This window comes from Exiguobacterium sp. 8H (assembly GCF_902506255.1).
GTDB classification, from domain to species: Bacteria; Bacillota; Bacilli; order Exiguobacteriales; family Exiguobacteriaceae; genus Exiguobacterium; species Exiguobacterium profundum.
Genome location: NZ_LR733429.1, coordinates 1,056,750 through 1,075,949 on the forward strand (window position 1 = coordinate 1,056,750; position 19,200 = coordinate 1,075,949).

Below are 19,200 nucleotides of genomic sequence, written 5' to 3' on the forward strand. Positions count from 1 at the left end.
TACTTTTTTCCTTCATCGCGCACGCTATTTCATTTGTCTAATCGTACATCATCGTATCGAATTCACTATAAAAAGTCAATCCTCATTCAGATGAAGTCGAATCATTTGATCGAGCACCCGCTTCGTCTTCAATCGTAGTCCACTATACGATTCCATATAAGCATCAAAGAGCTGGCGCAAAAGGACTCTGGACTCATCCGATAGCGGAACGTTCCGAAACTCTGACAATTCGTGCTTACTCATCAAATAAAGTAGTTTCGCCAATCGTTCGGACAGCCGAATCACACCTTCTTCTGGATGTCGCGCACATAAAAAGCCACCGGACGCGACAGAGAAGTACATGGGATCCGTCACATCTCCACAGCGCACGCATCCCGTCAAGACTGGGGCGACGCCTAATAGATGCAAAATACGTAATTCAACATAGTGCGTGATGACATCTGCGTCCATGCCCGCATTCAGTGCCTGCAAGGCATCCCGTAATATTCGAAACAATGGACGATTTTGGACACGATCCTCGACAGACCGATCAACAAGTTCTAACCAATACATCGCATATGCCATCCGTTCGACATCTTTTCGGATTTCAGGATAAGACGTCATGACGTCAGATGATTTTAACTGAGCGAGTCCTCGGCTAGACGGAAAGATATAGACACCTTCCACAAACGGCTGACTCGAGGCGTGAAACCGGCTACCCGGTTTCTTTGCACCCCGTGCCATGATCGCGACTTTGCCAAGTTCCTCTGTAAACAATGTCACGACTTTATTCGATTCCCCATAATTAACGGTACGAACGACGATTCCCGTGACTTTTTGTAACATGGCTCAATACTCGTCGTCGCGGAAACCGAGGTCACGAAGCTGACCCATCTTGTTACGCCAGTCTTTCTGCACTTTTACCCATAGGTTCAAATAAACTTTAGTCCCGAGAAGCGCTTCGATATCATGGCGCGCGTCTGTTCCGATTTCACGAAGCATAGCCCCTTTTTTTCCGATGATGATTCCTTTTTGCGAATCACGCTCCACCATGATCACGGCTTCGACATCAATCATCTCAGAGTTCTCACGTTTCTTGATCGATTCGATGGCTACAGCAATCGAATGAGGGACTTCATCACGTGTCTTATGCAACACTTTCTCACGAATCATCTCTGAGATAATGAAACGCTCCGGGTGGTCCGTCACTTGATCGGCCGGATAATACATCGGTCCTTCAGGCAACAATTTCTTGATCTCACCTAAGAGCGGTTCGACGTTGTTGCCTTGTAGCGCCGAAATCGGGACGTACGCCGCGAAATCCAATTCGTTCGTATATTGTTCAATCACTTTCGGAAGTTCATCCGGATGGATTAAATCGATCTTGTTCATGACGAGAATAATCGGTGTGTCGAGCCCTTTGAGTTTCTCAATAATAAAGTCGTCGCCAGCTCCACGCGGTTCCGTCACGTTCACCATGAAGAGAATCGCATCAACTTCGCGTAATGCGTTCGTCGCCACTTTCATCATGAAGTCGCCAAGACGGTGTTTCGGTTTATGAATCCCTGGTGTATCGATGAAGATGATTTGGGAATCATCGGTTGTGTACACACCTTGCACCTTATTTCGTGTCGTTTGTGGTTTATCCGACATGATGGCAATCTTTTGTCCGATCACACGGTTTAAGAATGTCGATTTCCCGACGTTCGGTCGTCCGATAATCGAGACGAATCCGGATTTAAAATCTTCTTGATACATAATGCACCTGCTTTCTCTATTTCAGAACTATTAGTATAGCATGTTCCATAGACGTGGACCGAATATTATGAGCGCCGTTACGGCAGCACCAAGTGAAGCGACTAAAACAGCTCCTGCGGCAACATCTTTCGCTTGCTTCGCGAGTGGATGGACGTCTTCTGTCACGAGATTAACCGTTCGTTCGATTGCCGTATTCATCATTTCCATGCTAATAACGGCAATCACCCACCCGAACAAGATGACGATCTCGAGTCTTGTCGGCTGTAACCAGATTGAAAAGACGAATACGAGAAAAGCCGACAGGAGATGGAGTCGCATGTTCCGTTCCGAACGAACGGCATGGAGGATTCCCTCACATGCCACACGGAACGGTCTCACACGTTGCCTCGCTTCAACTCAAAATGAGTGAGCACTTCTTCTTGCCTTGCCGTCATCTCCGCTTCTTCCTCAGGTGTCATATGATCATACCCAAGTAGATGGAGGAATCCATGAATTGCTAAAAAGCCGAGCTCCCGCTCAAACGAATGACCATAGTCAGCTGCCTGTTCTCGGCATCGTTCTACCGAGATGACGAGGTCACCGAGAAGATGTGGCTCATCTTCATCGAGCATGAAATCCATCTCGTCATCCCCCATCTCATCAAATGCGAAACTGATGACATCGGTCGGGGCATCTTTGCCTCGCCATTCTCGGTTCACTTCATGGATTTCCGCATTTGTTAAATACGTGACCGACAATTCGCTCGGCTCTTCCACCTCTTCTAGTTGGGCGGCATGTTGTAAAATCGACTCGACGAGCTCGATTTGAGATGTAGTTAACAATTCATGTTCATCGTTCGAGATGATTTGCATGTAATTCTCCCTCTTTCTTTAATTCTGGGTATTCGATTCGTTCGTGGAACAAGCCGGTCAGCGTCTCACACGCACTCTCTCCGACGCGCCAAATTTCTTTCGTCGTCAATTCACATTCTTCGAACTGCCCATCCGCCAACTTGTCGCGAATGATTGTTCGAACGAGCATTCGGATTTTTTCTGGCGTCGGTTGTTTCTGCGAGCGGACAGCCGCTTCGATTGAATCGACGATCATGACAACGGCAGCCTCGCGCGATTGTGGCTTTGGACCTGGATAGCGGAAACGAGACTCTAACACCTCTTTATCAGGATCTTCCTTCGCTTTAACGTAGAAATATTTCAATAAAGACGTTCCGTGATGCTGCTCTGCTATATCGATGATTTCTTTCGGTAACTTATAACGTCGCAACAGATCCGCTCCGTCATAAGGATGAGCCATAATAATGTCTGCCGATTCTTCAGGCGTCAAGCGATCATGAGGATTCCCGCCACCTTGTTGATTTTCAATGAAATGAAGGGGACGCTCCGTCTTCCCAAGATCGTGATAATAGCTTGCGACACGTGCGAGAAGACCATCTGCGCCAATCGCCTCACATGCGGACTCTGCCAAGTTCGCCACCATCATACTATGATGATACGTACCAGGTGCCTCCATTAAAAGTTTCCGCAGCAGCGGATGCGTCGGACTCATCAATTCCACAAGTCGACCAGAAGACAAGACGCCAAACCACGGTTCCAAAAATGGCAGGAAGCCAAACGTCAAGACAATGGAGAGCAAGGCGCTAATGACGGCAAATCCAGAAAGATACATCGCCATTTCCCAGGAAACTTGCACGTTCCGAAGTAAGAGTAACGCGATGACCATGATGATGTTGACGAAACCGAGCAACACCCCTGATAAGAATAGTCGCTTCCGCTGAATTTTCGGTTCAACTAAAAAGACAGCTAGAAAACTACCCGTCGCCACATACACGAGCGTCATGAAATTCGTGCTCTGTCCGAATGTGACAACGACACTCCCGGCAATCATCGTAATGAAGGCCGAGGCGAGCGCAACTCGTTCATCGATCAAGATGCGTAGAAGCAATACGACGAACGCTGTCGGCGCTAAAATATAGGCATATGTCGTAAAATCGACACCGATGTATCCGACACCAAAAAAGATGCCGAGTTGTAAAAGTAGCAAGCCATAGACCGTCACTAAGATTTTCGGACTCAGTAACAGGTCTTTGATTTTCGAGCGGATGAGCATGAATAGAAACCCACCGGTCAACAATGCGCTGAGCAAGAATGACCCGAATAATGGTGCAAGGGAACGATTCGGATCGATGGCTCCAGATAGCTCTAATTTCCGATATATCTCTCGAGTCACCACCTCACCTTGACTGACGAGTAACTGTCCTTCTTGAATGATGACAGGATCGACAGCATCGACGGCCTCTTGTTCTTTTTGACGGGTCGCCTCAGAGTCAAATACATAGTTCGGTACGATGAGTTCATCGCTTAACGTTTTCGAAATGGCGCGGAACTCAAACGAGAGCGGCGATTGATCGATAATCGCTGCTGCTCGGTCTCGAGCCGCAGCGACCGCTTCATTACTCGTTTCAATCCGGTCGTCCATCACTTGTTGTAACGCAGTGACTGTGACATCTTCTACCGTTTGTCGGGTATCTTCACTCGCTTCAAGCAACGAATTCAACTCTTCATCAGCTAATACACCGTTCGCCTCTGTAGAATTTAGACGGTTTTTAATATCTGCCAGTTCAGTCTCCTCATCCGTTTGGTCGAATGCTGCGAACAACTGCTCGACTTTAGCGATTTGTTGGTCTGCAAATTCTTTTCTCAAGGAGAATTGACTGCCGACACCATTTGTCACTTCTTGTTTCAATCGTTCGGTCGCAACACGGTCCTCAACCGTGATCGGAGACCGAATATCCTGTTCGGCAATCCCAAGCGGTTCCACACTGATGATGGATGGGCGCACGGTAAAGTATAGAATGGCGCCTAATAAGAGAAAGAAAATCAACGAGATGGTCGCGACTGTCCAGTTTTTAGCTTGCTGCATTCGTGCCCCCCCTTTCACGATCTGGTGACCTCACACGTACATTTAAGTGAGGTCCGTACTATAGGCGTTGATGATTTTCTTAACGAGCGGATGACGGACGACGTCAGACGCACTGAAGTGTTCAAAATGAATACCATCCACGCCTTCTAACAGGCGTAACGCTTCCTGTAACCCCGATGCCTTGCCTTTCGGTAAATCGACTTGGGTCAAATCCCCTGTGACCACCATTTTCGATCCAAAACCGAGTCGCGTCAAAAACATCTTCATCTGTTCTTTTGTTGTATTCTGGGCCTCATCCAAGATGACGAACGCATCTTCTAACGTGCGTCCACGCATATAAGCGAGCGGAGCCACTTCAATCGTGCCCCGTTCTAACAAACGGTTCGTCTGTTCCACGCCATACACATCAAATAGGGCGTCGTATAATGGGCGGAGATATGGGTCCACTTTCTCTTTTAAATCTCCCGGTAAAAATCCAAGGTTCTCTCCCGCTTCAACGGCAGGACGCGTCAAGATGATCCGTTTGACTTGCCCTTCTTTTAAGGCACGCGCCGCAAGTACGACAGCTAGGTACGTCTTTCCTGTTCCGGCTGGTCCGATACCAAAGACGAGATCACGTCGTTCAATCGCACGAACATACCGGCTTTGACCTACTGTCTTGGCACGAATCGGTTTCCCCTTATTCGTCGTAAAAACAACTCGTTCATAATGTTCGAGCAGTTCATCTCCCTTTCCGACTTGAATGTGCTGGATGACGCTAATGGCATCACTTTCATTTAGACGTGCACCTTTTTTCACTAACGTCTGCAAGGTGATGATCACTTGTTTCGTTAATTCAAGAGCCTCAAGTGTATCGGCTTGAATAATCAACTCCTCACCCCTTGGGATGAGTGCCACTTTCAATTCTGTTTCAATCGCCTGGAACACTTCATCTTTCGGTCCGAGTAAAGCTTGTGCTTCGTTCGCATGTTCCATGACGAATGGTATTTTATCAGTCATAATCAATGGATGCATTGCCCCCTCATTAAAATCGGTTATTCCTCTTTTACTTTAGCACTATCACGCCTATCGTGAAAGAAAGACCGCGTAATTTCCACGCGCAAAAGGCAGTAACATGACGTCACTGCCTTCCGTTCACTTCTTCCGTTTCGAGATAGGAGGTTGTAATACCTCACTCCAAATGACAGCTTCCCGCATTCGCTTTTGTGAAACGTTCAGTTGTCTCGGTTTCTTTTCCTTTTGAATCGGTGGAATTTTAACCGCTTGTTCGAATTGCGCGCTCACTTTCGGCATCTCGACTTGACGTTCACGTGGAGCCGGTCGTTCTTCTACCGTTCGAGCGACTCGACGCCTCACCTTTTGTGGTGCCGGTTTTTTTTCCGAGTCATCGAATGCCGTTTCAATCTCTTTCATGACGTCCCCTACCGAATCCAAATAGCGTTTCAGTTCACTGCTTTGAGGACGGTCTCCAGAGGACGATGATTTTTCGAGCCGTTTCATCACTGCCGAGGCAATTCCGAAGGCGGCTAACAAGAGTACCCATAGTCCATCCATATCAATCACTCATTATCTGATTCAGAATCGACAGGTGCCCCAATCGCTTTTCGCATTTCTGTATCCGCTTGAACGTTCAAGTAGTTCACGTAATCCATGACACCAAGCTTTCCGTTTCGTAACGCTTCTGCCATCGCGAGTGGGACTTCCGCTTCGGCACCGACAACTTTCGCACGCATTTCTTCTACTGAAGATTTCATTTCTTGTTCGCGCGCAATCGCCATCGCGCGACGTTCTTCCGCCTTCGCTTGAGCGATTTTCTTATCTGCTTCTGCTTGGTCCGTCTGCAAGACCGCGCCGATGTTCTTACCGATATCGATGTCGGCAATATCGATCGAAAGAATCTCAAACGCTGTTCCTGAATCTAAACCTTTTGTGAGGACAGTCCGTGAAATCATATCCGGATTCTCTAGTACGTGCTTGTGGTTGTTTTGTGAACCGATTGTCGACACGACCCCTTCACCGACACGGGCGATAATCGTTTCTTCCCCCGCACCACCGACGAGACGATCGATATTCGCACGTACGGTAATACGTGCTTTCGCCTTCACTTCAATCCCATCCATCGCGACACCCGCAATAAATGGCGTTTCAATGACTTTCGGGTTAACTGACATCTGTACAGCCTCGAGCACGTTACGTCCTGCCAAATCGATGGCAGCAGCCCGTTCGAATGACAATTCAATATTCGCACGGTGCGCCGCAATCAATGCGTTCACAACGCGGTCTACGTTACCACCAGCCAAGAAGTGACTTTCAAGTTGGTTCGTGTTTAATTCAATTCCTGCTTTAACCGCTTTAATCAACGGGTTCACGATTTTCGAGGGAATAACGCGACGAAGGCGCATTCCAATCAATGTGAAGATCGAGACGTGGACGCCCGCTGCAAACGAACTGATCCATAGTCCGACCGGTACGAACGTGAAGAATACGGCAAGTGCAATCAATCCTCCACCTGTAATGAGTAACGTTGTCAGTAATTCTGGTGTCATTCTGTTACATCCTCCTTCGGTTCTACAAAGCTTCGAACGACAATCCGTCCAGAATCCACTTTATAAACCTGAATTTTTGTCTGCTGATCGAGATAGCCACCTTCCGTCACGACATCAAGTCGTTCTCCGTCGATTTCGGCAGTACCTGCTGGGCGAAGTGGTGTCAAGGTGACTCCCACTTTGCCGAGAAGTTGTTTTCGATCTTCGTGGGACAAGTAGCCTTTTTCAGTCGATGTCGAATCCGTCAAAATCAACCCTTTATAAATGAGCGGACGATTCGTACTCAAGCGGCGGTATGCCCAAAAGCCGAGACCTGTTAGCACCGCTGCCGCGAGACCAATCGATAGCCACAGTTGACCGATCGTCGCACCAGCCATAATCAAACTCGCAACGACGGCTCCGATCCCAAGCAAACCGAACAATCCAAACCCTGCTACGAACACTTCAATTCCAAGAAGGACGACTCCGACAAAAAAGACTGTCAGAATCACTCCGAGACCAAATGTCATCGTCTTGCTACCCCCTTCCAAATTCAAAGCTATCTCCTATCTCTAGTGTATACGAAACAAGATTGAATGTGGTTTCAGAATACGCAAAAAAAGCAGAAACTTTCGGTTTCCCGAAAAGTAACTGCTTTTTTCATCAATTCGTCAATTGTTGTTTGACGATTCGGTTCACAAGACCACCGTCTGCCTTGCCTTTGACTTGCGGCATGACGACGCCCATCACCTTACCCATATCTGATGGAGCGGCTGCATTCGTTTGAGCAATTGCTGCTTGGACGATGGCGGTCACTTCATCTTCTGAAAGTTGTTCAGGCATATAGGCTTCTAGGACGACAATCTCTTCTGCTACTTTGGAAGCAAGGTCTTCACGACCAGCGCTTTCGAATTCTCGGAGGGAGTCTCTGCGCTGTTTCATCTCTCGGTTGAGCACCGTGAGTTCCTCTTCCTCGGTAAGATCTTGACGACCTAGTTTGATAGCCTCATTTTGGAGCGACGCTTTGACCATCCGGATTGTCGTAAGACGATCCTTTTGTTTCGCGCGCATGGCTTGCTTCATGTCGTCCGTCAAGCGTTCTTGAAGACTCATGAGCCAACACCCTCTCTACAAATGAAACTGGAATCAGAATTTCTTACGCTTACGCGCAGCTTCTGATTTCAATTTACGTTTTACGCTTGGCTTTTCGTAGTGACGACGTTTACGAACTTCGGCAAGTGTGCCATCTTTCGAAACACCGCGTTTGAAACGACGAAGAGCGTCTTCAAGCGATTCGTTTTTACGGACACGAGTTTCCACTAGTTTTCCCTCCCTCCGAATTACACGACTAAGGAAACGTGTTTCACACGTCATATCATATTATAGTGAAATTAAGTCGTGTGGTCAACCACTTATTAATAGTCGCTGTCTGAACGTCCACCAGTGACAATCGCGATACCTGCTGAAGCACCGATACGTGTCGCACCAGCATCGATCATCGCTTTCGCACCTTCGAAGTCACGGACGCCACCTGAAGCTTTTACGCCGATGTCAGGTCCGACCGTCTCACGCATGAGGCGAATGTCTTCAACTGTCGCGCCACCAGTCGAGAAACCAGTCGATGTTTTGACGAAGTCTGCTCCAGCTTTCACTGAAAGTTCGGCAGCTTTTTTGATTTCTTCTTTTGTAAGCATGCATGTTTCGAAGATGACTTTGACGAGTGTACCGTTTGCCGCTTCGACAACCGCACGGATGTCACGTTCTACGAGATCGTAGTCAGCATCTTTGAGTGCTGCGATGTTGATGACCATGTCTACTTCATCTGCTCCATTGGCAATCGCATCTTTTGTTTCAAATGCTTTTACCTCAGGTGTGTTTGCACCAAGTGGGAAACCGATGACTGTACATACTTTGACATCATCATCTGACTTGAGTTGTTCTGCTGCATATTTGACCCATGTCGGGTTGACACAAACGCTTGCGAATTTGTATTCGAGCGCTTCTGCACAAAGTGTTGTAATTTGATCTTTTGTTGTTTCAGCCTTTAAAGCTGTGTGGTCGATATAACGGGCTAATTCCATGATTCATTTCCTCCTCTGACAAATAAGTCTGACATCTAACATATTACCATGTTTTGATGAGATGTAACAGCTTTCAAATCTAAATCAACTGACGACGTTTACGAGCGACGACCCAACTGTTCCAACTAAAGAAGAAAATAGCGAGCCAAATGCAGGTGAAGGCAAAGACATGGTATGCCGTGAACGGTTCATGGTACATGACGACCCCGATAATCAAGCTAAGTGTCGGTGCGATAAATTGAAGAAACCCGACAAGCGTGAACGGGATATGTTGTGCCCCGTACCCAAACAGGAGAAGAGGTAACGCCGTGACCACGCCCGTTCCAAGAAGGGCGATCCAAATGACAGGCGACATGTTATACGCAATATTGTCGGTGACAACTTGATTTCCTAGGAAGAGCAATGCCACCGGGACCACCGCCAGCGTTTCAATTCCTAGGCTGACCGTAGAAGCAAGAGGGCGTCGTTTCTTCACCATTCCATAGAATCCGAAAGTACTCGCCAAGACGAATGAAATCCACGGGAACGTGCCGTATCCTAACGTCAAGACGAGGACGCCAATTGATGCAATCCCAACGGCCATCCATTGGACTCGATTTAATGATTCCCGAAAGACGAGCACCCCTAACACCATACTGACGAGAGGATTGATGTAGTACCCGAGAGAAGCTTCAATGATATATCCGTGATTGACAGCCCATATGTATACAAACCAGTTGGCACTAACGATGAATCCGTTCAACATGAATGCGTTTCGTGTAGCCGGATGTCGAAGTGCGTAACCGAACTCTTTCCACTGATTTGTCCATCTCAGAACGAGCAGAATAAATAAAAATGACCAAACGATTCGATGTGCTAAAATTTGACCGCTCGGTACTTCTTGCAAAAATTTCCAATAAATCGGAAGGACGCCCCACATGACGTACGCCCCGATTGTCGTCCATACTCCCTTATTCACACGTTCACCCGCTCTCTTACAAGTTAAAGACAGTTTAGTCGATGAAAGACTCCCGATACAAGACTTTTGTTTCATGAAAAAAAGGCGCGAAATCGCGCCCTGACCGTTTATTGTTTCACTTGTTCAATTGCTGTTAATGCTTGTGCCAAGTCTTCGATCAAGTCATCAATGTCCTCAAGTCCGACCGAAATACGGACGAGCCCATCGGTGATGCCAAGTTCCGCTCTGCGTTCGGCTGGAATCGACGCATGTGTCATGCGTGCCGGGACACTGATCAAACTCTCGACCGCTCCTAAACTTTCTGCGAGCGTGAAGTATTTCGTCTTCGCGACCATCATTTCTGCCGCTTCCGCTGAACCGACATCAAATGCGATCATCCCACCGAATCCACGTGCCTGTGATAAATGAATCCGCTTCGCTTCCTCACTTGATACACTTGGGTGGAGCACGCGTGATACAGACTCGTTCGATTGAAGGAATTCAACCAATGCACGTGCATTCGATTCAATCTCCTCCATCCGAACAGCTAGCGTCTTAATTCCCCGAACAACAAGGAAGCTATCTTGTGGTCCAAGAACTGCGCCAACTGAGTTTTGAAGAAACGCCAAAGCTTCGCCCTGCTCTTCCGTTCGCGCGACAACAAGTCCCGCTACGACGTCACTATGTCCGCCTAAGTACTTTGTGGCACTGTGAAGGACGTAGTCTGCTCCAAGATCGATTGGATTTTGGAAGTAAGGGGTCATAAACGTATTGTCCACGACGAGCAACACATCTGCTTCATCGGCAATCTTGCGCATCGCTCGAATGTCCGTCACGTTTAAGAGCGGATTTGTCGGCGTCTCGACATAAATCATTTTCGTGTTCGCTTGAAGCGCATCCCGAACCGCTGTTTCATCGGATGTATCGACAAAAGTTGCTTCCAAGCCTCGTGACTGAAATACTCGATTGAATACACGGTACGTTCCTCCATATACATCAGACCCGACGATGACGTGGTCTCCAGATTTCAATAACATAAGCACCGTCGAGATGGCTGCCATCCCAGATCCGAATGCAAATCCTTGCACACCGCCTTCGATGTCGGCAATCAATGTCTCTAATGCCGTCCGTGTCGGGTTTGCTGAACGTGAGTATTCGTACCCTTCCCGCAAGTTACCAATCCCGTCTTGCTTATACGTGCTCGTTTGATAAATCGGTGGCGTGACGGCCCCTGTCAACGGGTCCGTCGTTTTACCGCCGTGAATGAGTGCTGTCTTTGTACGCATGTTCTGCCTCCTTGACAATTCCTTGACTTAAATATCGTTCTGCACTATCAGGCAAGATGGTGACAATCGTGCCTTCCGTTAATTGATTCGCTTCTTTTACACATGCTGCAATGGCAGCCCCTGAAGAACTACCGATGAGCAAGCCTTCCTGTTTCGCTAGATGTGCCACGTAATAGAAGGCTTCCTCATCTGTGATGGTATGAATCGCATCGACGTAAGACTTCTCCAGAAATGGTGGCCATTTTTCGACGCCAATTCCTTCTGTTTTATGTGGTCCTGGTTCACCGCCGTTCATAATGGAACCGACCGGCTCCACGACGACAGTTTTCGTCCCAAGTGGCTTTAATGATTTGGCGACACCGGTGAACGTGCCTCCTGATCCCGCTCCCGCTACAAATACATCAATTTGTGGCACATCTTTCAACAACTCATGTGAAAGGATGTCGACGTAAGCATCCGGGTTATCTGGGTTCGAGAACTGTTCTGGGACATAGGCGTCATGTTCTTTGGCCAACTCAATAGCATGTGCGATCGCGCCTTTCATGCCGAGTTCCGTCGGTGTGTTGACGACGGTGGCTCCGAACAGTCGCATCAATGCCTGCTTCTCTTGACTGAATTTTTCAGGAGTGACCGTCATGAGTCGAATTCCGAATCGCTGACAAGCGAGCGCAAGCCCGATTCCCGTATTGCCTGCTGTCGGTTCGATCACCGTTCCACCAGGTGCCACATCGCCACGCTCAATCGCCCGTTCAATCAAATTCATCCCGAGTCGGTCTTTGACACTCCCACCTGGATTCATCATCTCGAGCTTTCCGTACACTTTGACATTCGCTGGTATAGGAAGCGTTCGAAGTTCAATAAGCGGTGTGTCTCCGATGAGTTCATAGACGTCACGGACAATCATCTTATGCTTCGTCCTTGAAGACGATATGCCATTCATCACGTTTTGCGAGCATGTCTGCCGCTAATTTTTTGGCACCTTCGAAATCATGATGGTTCGCATTCCCACATTGAACAGGGTTTTGCGCAGGTAATTCCTCAGCGTTCATCGCATCACGCAACGTCGCTTCCACGAGGTCAAGCATTCGTTCGTAGTTCCCATCATTGAGCATTGTCCAATAGAAACCTGTCTGGCAACCCATCGGTGAGATATCGACAATGTCTTCAGAATGATTGCGACTGTTCTCGGCAATCAAATGCTCAAGTGAATGAACCGCGCGCATCGGCATGAGTCCTTCGTTCGGTTGAATGAAACGAATATCGTATTTATAAATCGTGTCAGCCGTCCCTTCTTTCACACCAGCTAAACGGACAAACGGCGCCTGTACTTTCGTATGATCCAAGTTAAAACTTTCAACATTATATGTTTTCATGAGTAATTCCTCCTCGTTATTTAGTGGCTATTACGAGCCAGACAAACTTGTTTTTCTGCGTCATCGTCACGTTGTATCCGTTCTCTTCTAACATGGAACGAATCGTTGACGTATATGGATAGTATTCACGATTTAAATCTTCGACAAGGTCCGAGTACCCTTTCGCAGTCGCCCAATCGATGATGTCCTGACGAGCTGCTGGTGACTCAAACATCGTATCAAGCAACACGAACTTCGGGTGTTCCCAGTCTTCGACATATCGACCAATGGCCGTGGCCTTTTCAGAATCTGTCAAGTGGTGAAAAGCATATGACGATACGATAGTATCCACGTGTGATAATATCGGATATCGGAGAAAATCACCTTCGAGTACTTCAATCCCCAACTTTTTAACAGCAATTTGTCGCATTTCCGGCGACGGTTCAATCGCAATCAACGGATGCCCTTTTATAATTCGACTGCTCAAGTTTCCTGTTCCGACACCAAACTCAAGTACCCTTCCTTCGACATATAGGGCAACCTCATCGAGCATTTGCTCATATCCGATGAAGACTTCGTGATATTGCTCATCATGCCCCTCGACCGTCGTATCATAATCCTTTGCCCAATCCTTAAAGATGTCCATGAATGGTAAGTTCATATCGCTACCCCAATCTTAATTCTTACTAATTTGATATGTTTTATTGGTATTTAACTTTAACGTTACATTAACAGGTTTTTTTATTCATTTCAAGTCATTCGCTAGATTCACGCATCATATGCAATTGGATATAGGTCTTATGTGTTAGGTCTTTAGTAATTGTCAGAACATTAAAATTTGTGCAAAAACACTTACCTATTTTACAAATAAATCCACTCTTTTTTATCTGAATAGCGATATGATAATTCTCAATGTAAGACTATGCTTTATTTTTTACAGGTAATAACAAATTTTAGGGGGTTCATACGTTGTCACGAAAAAAAATCTATTTAAACGCTTCACTCGCCACATGTATCGCCTTGTCACCTGCACTGATTCAAGCTGGAACAACTTCTGTTTCAGCAGAAGCTTCCGTTAAACCGAAATTGGTTCTTGAGAAAAAACAGAAAAAAGTTCGGGTCGTTGTAGAGCTCGTCGGGGATCCTGCCATTGCCGAAGCCGCTCAAAAAGGGAAGAAATTTAATGAATTGTCGAAATCAGAGCAAAACAAGGCACAACACTCTGTTCAATCGGAGCAAAAACGCGCCAAGTCTGCCTTGAAGAAACAAGGCGTAACCGCTACACCGATTGAAGAGTTCACGACCGTCTTTAATGGCTTCTCTACATTCTTATCTACAAGTGAAATCGCCAAAGTCGAAGCATTGCCTGAAGTGGCGACCGTTCACATTGTCAACGAGTACGAGCGCCCTGAAGTCAAACCGGATATGATCACGAGTAACGGCATGGTTCAAGCCGAACAAACGTGGGGAGATTACGGATTTGCCGGAGAAGGTACTGTCGTCGCTGTCATCGATTCTGGAATCGACCCTGAGCACCGGGATTATAAGATCACTGACGCTAAAACGGCAGAGTTGACTCAATCAGAAGTCAATCAAGCCATCACATCGTTCGGTCTCCCAGGCGAATACGTCAACGAGAAAGTTCCATACGCATATAACTACTACGATGAGAACGATGACATCAAAGATGATTCACCTGGCGCTTCAATGCACGGACAACACGTTTCCGGTACAGTTGCCGCAAACGGTGACCTAGAAAACGGTGGGATCAAAGGTGTCGCACCGGAAGCACAAATTTTGGGATTGAAAGTATTCAGTAACGACCCGAACTATGCGTCTACATATGGAGATATCTACATCAAAGCAATTGATGATGCCATTAAACTCGGTGCTGACGTCATCAACATGAGCCTCGGATCAACAGCCGGTTTCGTCGATGCCGATTCTCCAGAGCAACAAGCCGTTCAACGTGCTGTCGACAACGGCATCTTTATGTCGATTTCTGCTGGGAACTCTGCATACTTCGGTCACGGATTTGACTTGCCGACTGCTTCAAACCCAGATACGGGCGTCGTTGGGGCACCGAGTGTCAGTCAAGCGTCTACATCGGTCGCCTCTCTTGAGAACGATCAAATTCAATTGGATGCATTCCGAGTCGGTGATGAGAAGATTGGATGGAAGAAACAAGACGGCCCTGCCTTCAAAGAAGGAACATACGACATCGTATCTGTCGGAGACGGACAACCGGAGAATTATGAAGGAAAGGACGTAAAAGGAAAACTCGTCCTTGCTGTTCGCGACGGCGGTTACTTCTACTCGCAGATCCAAAAAACAGCTGAAGCGCAAGGCGCAGCAGGTGTCATCGTACGTGGTGCGGTCGGGCACGGCGATTATGTCTCGATGGCTCTCGATCAACCTCAAATTCCGATGGCTTCACTCAGCATCCAGGACGGGAATGAACTGAAAGACAAGTTAGCAGACGGTCCGCTTCAAGTGACGTTTGCCGGTGACCGCATCAGTGTCAATAACCGTTCAGCCGGTGCGATGTCTGATTTCACATCGTGGGGCGTCACACCGAACCTTGACTTCAAGCCAGAGCTTTCTGCTCCAGGTGGCCAAATTTTCTCTACGTTCAACGATAACCAATATGGGTTGATGAGCGGAACATCGATGGCAGCACCACACGTTGCCGGAGGGGCGGCCCTCGTCCTTGAGCGTGTGGACCGTGACTTCAAATTGAGTGGAAAAGCACGTGTCACGATGGCGAAAAACTTGTTACTCAACACGTCGAAGCCTGTCACAGATATCGGACCGTATAACCAAGAATTGAAACAATCACTCCCATACTCACCACGTCGGGCCGGAGCAGGTCTCATGCAATTGCATGCAGCCGTCACCTCTCCTGCTGTCGCATATGAGAAGTCGACAAAAGAAGCAAAAGTCGCTTTAAAAGAGTTGTCGAAGAGCAAAGCATCGTTCACGATCGTCGTCGAGAACACGTCGACTGAATCGTTAACTTATGATGTAGCCGCATCGTTGCAAACGGATCTCGCTGTCAAAAACAAAGACGGAATCGTTCAAAATGCGATGGAAGCGCAAGCACTTCAACAAGCGATCATTAAAATTAACGGATCAAACACAAGTAAAGTCACGTTGAAAGCAAAACAGAAGAAGGAAATTAACGTTTCAATCGATGTCTCGAAAGCAAAAGTGTTGAATCCTGAAACATTGGAAGGCACTGTATCCGCTAAATCTGTCTTTGAGAACGGCTATTTCGTCGACGGATTCCTTCGTTTGACTGATCCGCGCGGTACAGACGGTCATCCATCTCTCGTCGTTCCAATCGTCGGATTTGAAGGGGATTGGGGCAAAGCGCCGATCTTTGACAAGACGATCTATGGAGAAGGCGCATTCTATGGCGTCTCTGGATTGGTGGATGCAGAAGGAAACTACTTAGGTGAAAAACTAGATGAATCTGTGGCTAGCGAAGCGGTTGCCATTTCACCGGACGGAGACGGGTCGAAAGATACGGCTACTCCAGTCTTCTCGCTATTACGCAATGCGAAAGACATCAAATATCGCGTCGTAGATGAGAAAGGGAACGTCCTTCGCACCCTCAAGATGGAAGACGAATTGAGAAAGAACTACTTCGATGGTGGAAGTGGAGATTATTACTATTACGCAGCGGATAACGCTTGGGACGGAAAATTGAATGGGAAGATGGCGCCAAAAGGCACATATTACTATGAAATCGAAGCAAGCATCGATTACATGAAGAAACAAGCTCAAACGATGCGCATCCCTGTCAAAGTAGATTACACAGACCCACGCTTCACGCTTCGTTGGGACGACAACGTAGCAAGCGTCAAAGCGTCGGATGACTTTGCTGGAATCAACGGTATCGAATTCCTCATCAACGGGAAAGTCGTGGCAAAAGAAGCGAAAGCTTCAGCGAACTTCACACTTGAACAGCCGCTCGAGACTACAGATCAGCTTTCAGTTCGTGTGTCAGACAATGCCGGGAACGTGATCACTCGAAATGTTTCAACAGAAAATGATGCGGCCAAACCTGGTATCTTTGTCGATGCACCACTCGCCTTGTCTCCTTACGGTACATCCATCGTTCCATTGATCGGTCAAATCAAGGATGCCTCTGAAATCGCATCGTTCACGGTAGACGGGGTCGACGTACCACTCAAATATGACGCGTCAGCGAAACAATATACGTTCAATACGACACGCACATATAAGGATGGTTTCCACAAAGTCCGCTTTGTCGCAGAAGACACTGCTGGGAACGTGACGAACTTCGTCCGCCCAATCTTTGTCGACTCAACGAAAGCAACATTGTCGGTGACAAACGTACCGAAGAACGTATCGGCTAAACAGAAGTCTGTAAACGTGAAAGTTCAAGTAAAGGATAACTTCGACGAAATCAAGCTTCGGGTCAACGGGGACTTGAAATGGAACTATACGTTGAAAGAACCATACGCGATGCGTGCATTCTCACGCACGGGAACAATCACACTTCCAGTGACAGCGAAAGGAAAGAATACCTTCACGTTCGAAGTGACCGACCTTGCCGGGAACGTCACGAAAAAAGTAATTACAATTAACAAAAAATAAGCGATACAAAAAACGGATGACCTCAATCAGGTCATCCGTTTTTCATGTCATTTGTTGAGTTCAAGCGCGAAAGAAATCGCAGATAATGCATAAAGCGGCGCCGTTTCAGACCGAAGAATGCGTGGTCCAAATGCACATGCAGTCGCTCCAGCCTGAGTCCATTGATTGATTTCATTCATATCGAATCCACCTTCAGGTCCCGTGATGACGAGAACGCGTTGTTTCGGTTTCAGTTGAGTCAACAGTTGTGCGAAAGCAGACTGTTCCCCTTCTTTTGCCGACTCTTCATACGCGATGATGACGGCATCATAGCCCTCCATTTTCTGATGAATCTCTTTCGGAGAGATGTAGGAACACGTCGGTACAACGGCACGATAGGATTGTTCAGCCGCTTCTTGCATAATCTTTTGAATCCGCTCCACTTTTTTCGGAGCTTTTTTTCCATCCCATTTGGCGACAGAGCGCGCTGATTCGAACAGCAACAGATGGTGGACGCCAAGCTCCGTCGCTTTTTGGGCGACGAGCTCGACTTTGTCCCCTTTCGGGAGTGCATACGCCAAAGTCACCTCGATTGGCAACTCAGTCGTCGCCTGTCGCGATGACGTGACTTTCGCTTCCCCGCTCTTCTTCTCAAGCGATGTCACGACACAGGCATACTCAACACCTGTACCATCCAACAGGACCATCTCATATCCAGGACCTTGTCGTAAGACTGTACCGATGTGGTGGACCACATCTGAAGGAAGGGTCACCGTTTCGCCTTTAAAGGCTTCTTTTGTCAAAAAATAACGTTGCATAACTTACCCCTTCTTGGCGATAATCGCGACCCAGTCTTCCATCACGCGCGTCTCTTCAATCTCAAATCCAGCAGCGACCAAAGCATTCGTCACTTCAGCCCGCTTCTCTCCGATAATTCCAGAGGTGATGAAGCGCCCACCTGACTTCGTACGTGCATAGGCGTCTTCGATGAAAAGGAGAATGACGTCAGCAAGAATGTTCGCTACGACTAAATCGTACTCGCCTTCCACACCTTTCAGAAGATCACCTGTGTCCACTTGAACGAGTTCGCCCACTCCGTTCGTCTCAACGTTTTGACGAGCAGCTTCGACTGCGACCGAGTCTAAGTCTAGTGCCTTTACCTTCGTTGCACCAAGTTTTGCTGCTGCAATCGACAATACACCCGATCCTGTACCGACATCAATGACACGGTCACCTTCCTGGATGTAGTTCTCAATCGCTTGAATGCAGAGCATTGTCGTCGGATGCGTTCCTGTGCCAAACGCCATACCCGGGTCAAGCAAAATCACATTCTCTTCCGGCTGCGGGGTGTACTCTTCCCATAAAGGAACGATGGTTAGTTGTTGCGAAATCTTTACCGGCTTATAATACTGCTTCCAAGAGTGTGCCCAGTCCTCTTCATCGATTTCAGCGACCGTGACGTCTCCAGATCCGATGTCGAGCATCGTGCGAAGTCGTTCGATTTCTTTTTTAAGATTCGAAAGTAAATCTTGAAAATCACCTGAGGCCGGGACATACGCTTTGACGTGTACGCCAGAAGTTGGATACGTTTCACGATCCGAAACGTCCCAAATTTCTCCGAAATGGTCCTCCGCCATCATTCTGTCGAAATCTTCCACGTCCTCGATGACGACACCTTGTGCCCCCACTTCGTGTAGTAAATTGGATACTGCTTCTACCGCAAGTTGTGTCGTGTGGACACAAATTTCAGACCATTTCATC

Annotated in this window: 20 protein-coding genes; 1 reads left to right on the forward strand and 19 read right to left on the reverse strand. The window is 47.5% G+C overall.

The genetic code is table 11. The features are described 5' to 3' along the window. Positions 1–75 precede the first annotated feature (75 nt). The 17 genes from recO to GVY43_RS05505 form a co-directional block, all read right to left on the reverse strand. On the reverse strand, positions 76–825 hold the full coding sequence (gene recO / locus GVY43_RS05425) for a DNA repair protein RecO (protein ID WP_078147154.1): 750 nt from the start codon (positions 823–825) through the stop codon (positions 76–78). A gap of 3 nt (positions 826–828) precedes the next feature. Continuing rightward, on the reverse strand, positions 829–1,737 hold the full coding sequence (gene era, locus GVY43_RS05430; RefSeq protein ID WP_012726647.1) for a GTPase Era: 909 nt from the start codon (positions 1,735–1,737) through the stop codon (positions 829–831). A 30-nt stretch (positions 1,738–1,767) separates the two neighbouring features. After that, complete coding sequence (locus tag GVY43_RS05435; protein WP_074036607.1) at positions 1,768–2,115, reverse strand: diacylglycerol kinase family protein; 348 nt, start codon at positions 2,113–2,115, stop codon at positions 1,768–1,770. Further along, positions 2,112–2,588, reverse strand: coding sequence for an rRNA maturation RNase YbeY (ybeY, locus tag GVY43_RS05440; protein WP_074036606.1), 477 nt, complete (start codon positions 2,586–2,588; stop codon positions 2,112–2,114). The genes GVY43_RS05435 and ybeY overlap by 4 nt, the downstream gene beginning before the upstream one ends. Next, positions 2,566–4,653 carry an HD family phosphohydrolase gene (locus GVY43_RS05445; protein ID WP_012726650.1) on the reverse strand — a complete coding sequence of 696 codons (2,088 nt, stop codon included), beginning with the start codon at positions 4,651–4,653 and terminating at the stop codon, positions 2,566–2,568. Before GVY43_RS05445 ends, ybeY begins: the two co-directional genes overlap by 23 nt. Before the next feature lie 42 nt (positions 4,654–4,695). Beyond that, entirely contained in the window at positions 4,696–5,667 is a 972-nt protein-coding gene (locus GVY43_RS05450; protein ID WP_074036604.1) for a PhoH family protein, read from the reverse strand. Positions 5,668–5,787: 120 nt separating this feature from the next. Continuing rightward, a complete protein-coding gene (locus GVY43_RS05455; RefSeq protein ID WP_159562499.1) occupies positions 5,788–6,207 on the reverse strand; it encodes a hypothetical protein in 420 nt (139 codons plus the stop codon). 5 nt (positions 6,208–6,212) lie between these two features. Then, positions 6,213–7,199, reverse strand: coding sequence for a flotillin-like protein FloA (gene floA, locus GVY43_RS05460; RefSeq protein WP_012726653.1), 987 nt, complete (start codon positions 7,197–7,199; stop codon positions 6,213–6,215). Next, complete coding sequence (locus GVY43_RS05465; RefSeq protein ID WP_031423231.1) at positions 7,196–7,708, reverse strand: NfeD family protein; 513 nt, start codon at positions 7,706–7,708, stop codon at positions 7,196–7,198. Before GVY43_RS05465 ends, floA begins: the two co-directional genes overlap by 4 nt. Positions 7,709–7,841: 133 nt before the next feature. Next, a complete protein-coding gene (locus GVY43_RS05470) occupies positions 7,842–8,291 on the reverse strand; it encodes a GatB/YqeY domain-containing protein (protein ID WP_074036596.1) in 450 nt (149 codons plus the stop codon). 33 nt (positions 8,292–8,324) lie between these two features. Beyond that, complete coding sequence (gene rpsU / locus GVY43_RS05475) at positions 8,325–8,519, reverse strand: 30S ribosomal protein S21 (RefSeq protein WP_029334745.1); 195 nt, start codon at positions 8,517–8,519, stop codon at positions 8,325–8,327. A 74-nt stretch (positions 8,520–8,593) separates the two neighbouring features. Then, the gene (gene deoC / locus GVY43_RS05480) at positions 8,594–9,259 is read right to left on the reverse strand and encodes a deoxyribose-phosphate aldolase (protein ID WP_012726656.1); all 666 of its coding nucleotides are present in this window, start codon (positions 9,257–9,259) and stop codon (positions 8,594–8,596) included. Positions 9,260–9,338: 79 nt separating this feature from the next. Further along, the gene (gene rarD / locus GVY43_RS05485) at positions 9,339–10,217 is read right to left on the reverse strand and encodes an EamA family transporter RarD (protein WP_074036593.1); all 879 of its coding nucleotides are present in this window, start codon (positions 10,215–10,217) and stop codon (positions 9,339–9,341) included. 107 nt (positions 10,218–10,324) lie between these two features. Beyond that, on the reverse strand, positions 10,325–11,482 hold the full coding sequence (locus tag GVY43_RS05490; RefSeq protein WP_159562500.1) for a bifunctional cystathionine gamma-lyase/homocysteine desulfhydrase: 1,158 nt from the start codon (positions 11,480–11,482) through the stop codon (positions 10,325–10,327). Beyond that, the gene (locus GVY43_RS05495; protein ID WP_159562501.1) at positions 11,448–12,386 is read right to left on the reverse strand and encodes a PLP-dependent cysteine synthase family protein; all 939 of its coding nucleotides are present in this window, start codon (positions 12,384–12,386) and stop codon (positions 11,448–11,450) included. Before GVY43_RS05495 ends, GVY43_RS05490 begins: the two co-directional genes overlap by 35 nt. Before the next feature lies 1 nt (position 12,387). Further along, positions 12,388–12,855 (reverse strand): S-ribosylhomocysteine lyase, encoded by a 468-nt coding sequence (locus GVY43_RS05500; RefSeq protein ID WP_012726660.1) that lies wholly within the window; start codon positions 12,853–12,855, stop codon positions 12,388–12,390. 16 nt (positions 12,856–12,871) lie between these two features. After that, positions 12,872–13,495 carry a class I SAM-dependent methyltransferase gene (locus GVY43_RS05505; RefSeq protein ID WP_159562502.1) on the reverse strand — a complete coding sequence of 208 codons (624 nt, stop codon included), beginning with the start codon at positions 13,493–13,495 and terminating at the stop codon, positions 12,872–12,874. Between the two features lie 308 nt (positions 13,496–13,803). Between GVY43_RS05505 and GVY43_RS05510 the strand changes: the two genes are divergently transcribed. Beyond that, positions 13,804–17,460 (forward strand): S8 family serine peptidase, encoded by a 3,657-nt coding sequence (locus GVY43_RS05510; protein ID WP_159562503.1) that lies wholly within the window; start codon positions 13,804–13,806, stop codon positions 17,458–17,460. A 47-nt stretch (positions 17,461–17,507) separates the two neighbouring features. On the opposite strand, the gene GVY43_RS05515 is transcribed toward GVY43_RS05510, so the two are convergent. Together GVY43_RS05515 and prmA are read right to left on the reverse strand one after the other, a co-directional pair. Next, positions 17,508–18,257, reverse strand: a complete 750-nt coding sequence (locus GVY43_RS05515) for a 16S rRNA (uracil(1498)-N(3))-methyltransferase (protein ID WP_159562504.1) — start codon at positions 18,255–18,257, stop codon at positions 17,508–17,510. A gap of 3 nt (positions 18,258–18,260) precedes the next feature. Continuing rightward, entirely contained in the window at positions 18,261–19,199 is a 939-nt protein-coding gene (gene prmA / locus GVY43_RS05520; RefSeq protein ID WP_078147163.1) for a 50S ribosomal protein L11 methyltransferase, read from the reverse strand. Position 19,200 lies beyond the last annotated feature (1 nt).

Coding starts and splice junctions, on each gene's coding strand:
- recO (WP_078147154.1), bottom strand. CDS start 825: ATGTTACAAAAAGTCACGGGAATCGTCGTTCGTACCGTTAATTATGGG.
- era (WP_012726647.1), bottom strand. CDS start 1,737: ATGTATCAAGAAGATTTTAAATCCGGATTCGTCTCGATTATCGGACGA.
- ybeY (WP_074036606.1), bottom strand. CDS start 2,588: ATGCAAATCATCTCGAACGATGAACATGAATTGTTAACTACATCTCAA.
- GVY43_RS05445 (WP_012726650.1), bottom strand. CDS start 4,653: ATGCAGCAAGCTAAAAACTGGACAGTCGCGACCATCTCGTTGATTTTC.
- GVY43_RS05450 (WP_074036604.1), bottom strand. CDS start 5,667: ATGCATCCATTGATTATGACTGATAAAATACCATTCGTCATGGAACAT.
- GVY43_RS05455 (WP_159562499.1), bottom strand. CDS start 6,207: ATGGATGGACTATGGGTACTCTTGTTAGCCGCCTTCGGAATTGCCTCG.
- floA (WP_012726653.1), bottom strand. CDS start 7,199: ATGACACCAGAATTACTGACAACGTTACTCATTACAGGTGGAGGATTG.
- GVY43_RS05465 (WP_031423231.1), bottom strand. CDS start 7,708: ATGACATTTGGTCTCGGAGTGATTCTGACAGTCTTTTTTGTCGGAGTC.
- GVY43_RS05470 (WP_074036596.1), bottom strand. CDS start 8,291: ATGAGTCTTCAAGAACGCTTGACGGACGACATGAAGCAAGCCATGCGC.
- deoC (WP_012726656.1), bottom strand. CDS start 9,259: ATGGAATTAGCCCGTTATATCGACCACACAGCTTTAAAGGCTGAAACA.
- GVY43_RS05490 (WP_159562500.1), bottom strand. CDS start 11,482: ATGCGTACAAAGACAGCACTCATTCACGGCGGTAAAACGACGGACCCG.
- GVY43_RS05495 (WP_159562501.1), bottom strand. CDS start 12,386: ATGATTGTCCGTGACGTCTATGAACTCATCGGAGACACACCGCTTATT.
- GVY43_RS05500 (WP_012726660.1), bottom strand. CDS start 12,855: ATGAAAACATATAATGTTGAAAGTTTTAACTTGGATCATACGAAAGTA.
- GVY43_RS05505 (WP_159562502.1), bottom strand. CDS start 13,495: ATGAACTTACCATTCATGGACATCTTTAAGGATTGGGCAAAGGATTAT.
- GVY43_RS05515 (WP_159562504.1), bottom strand. CDS start 18,257: ATGCAACGTTATTTTTTGACAAAAGAAGCCTTTAAAGGCGAAACGGTG.
- prmA (WP_078147163.1), bottom strand. CDS start 19,199: ATGAAATGGTCTGAAATTTGTGTCCACACGACACAACTTGCGGTAGAA.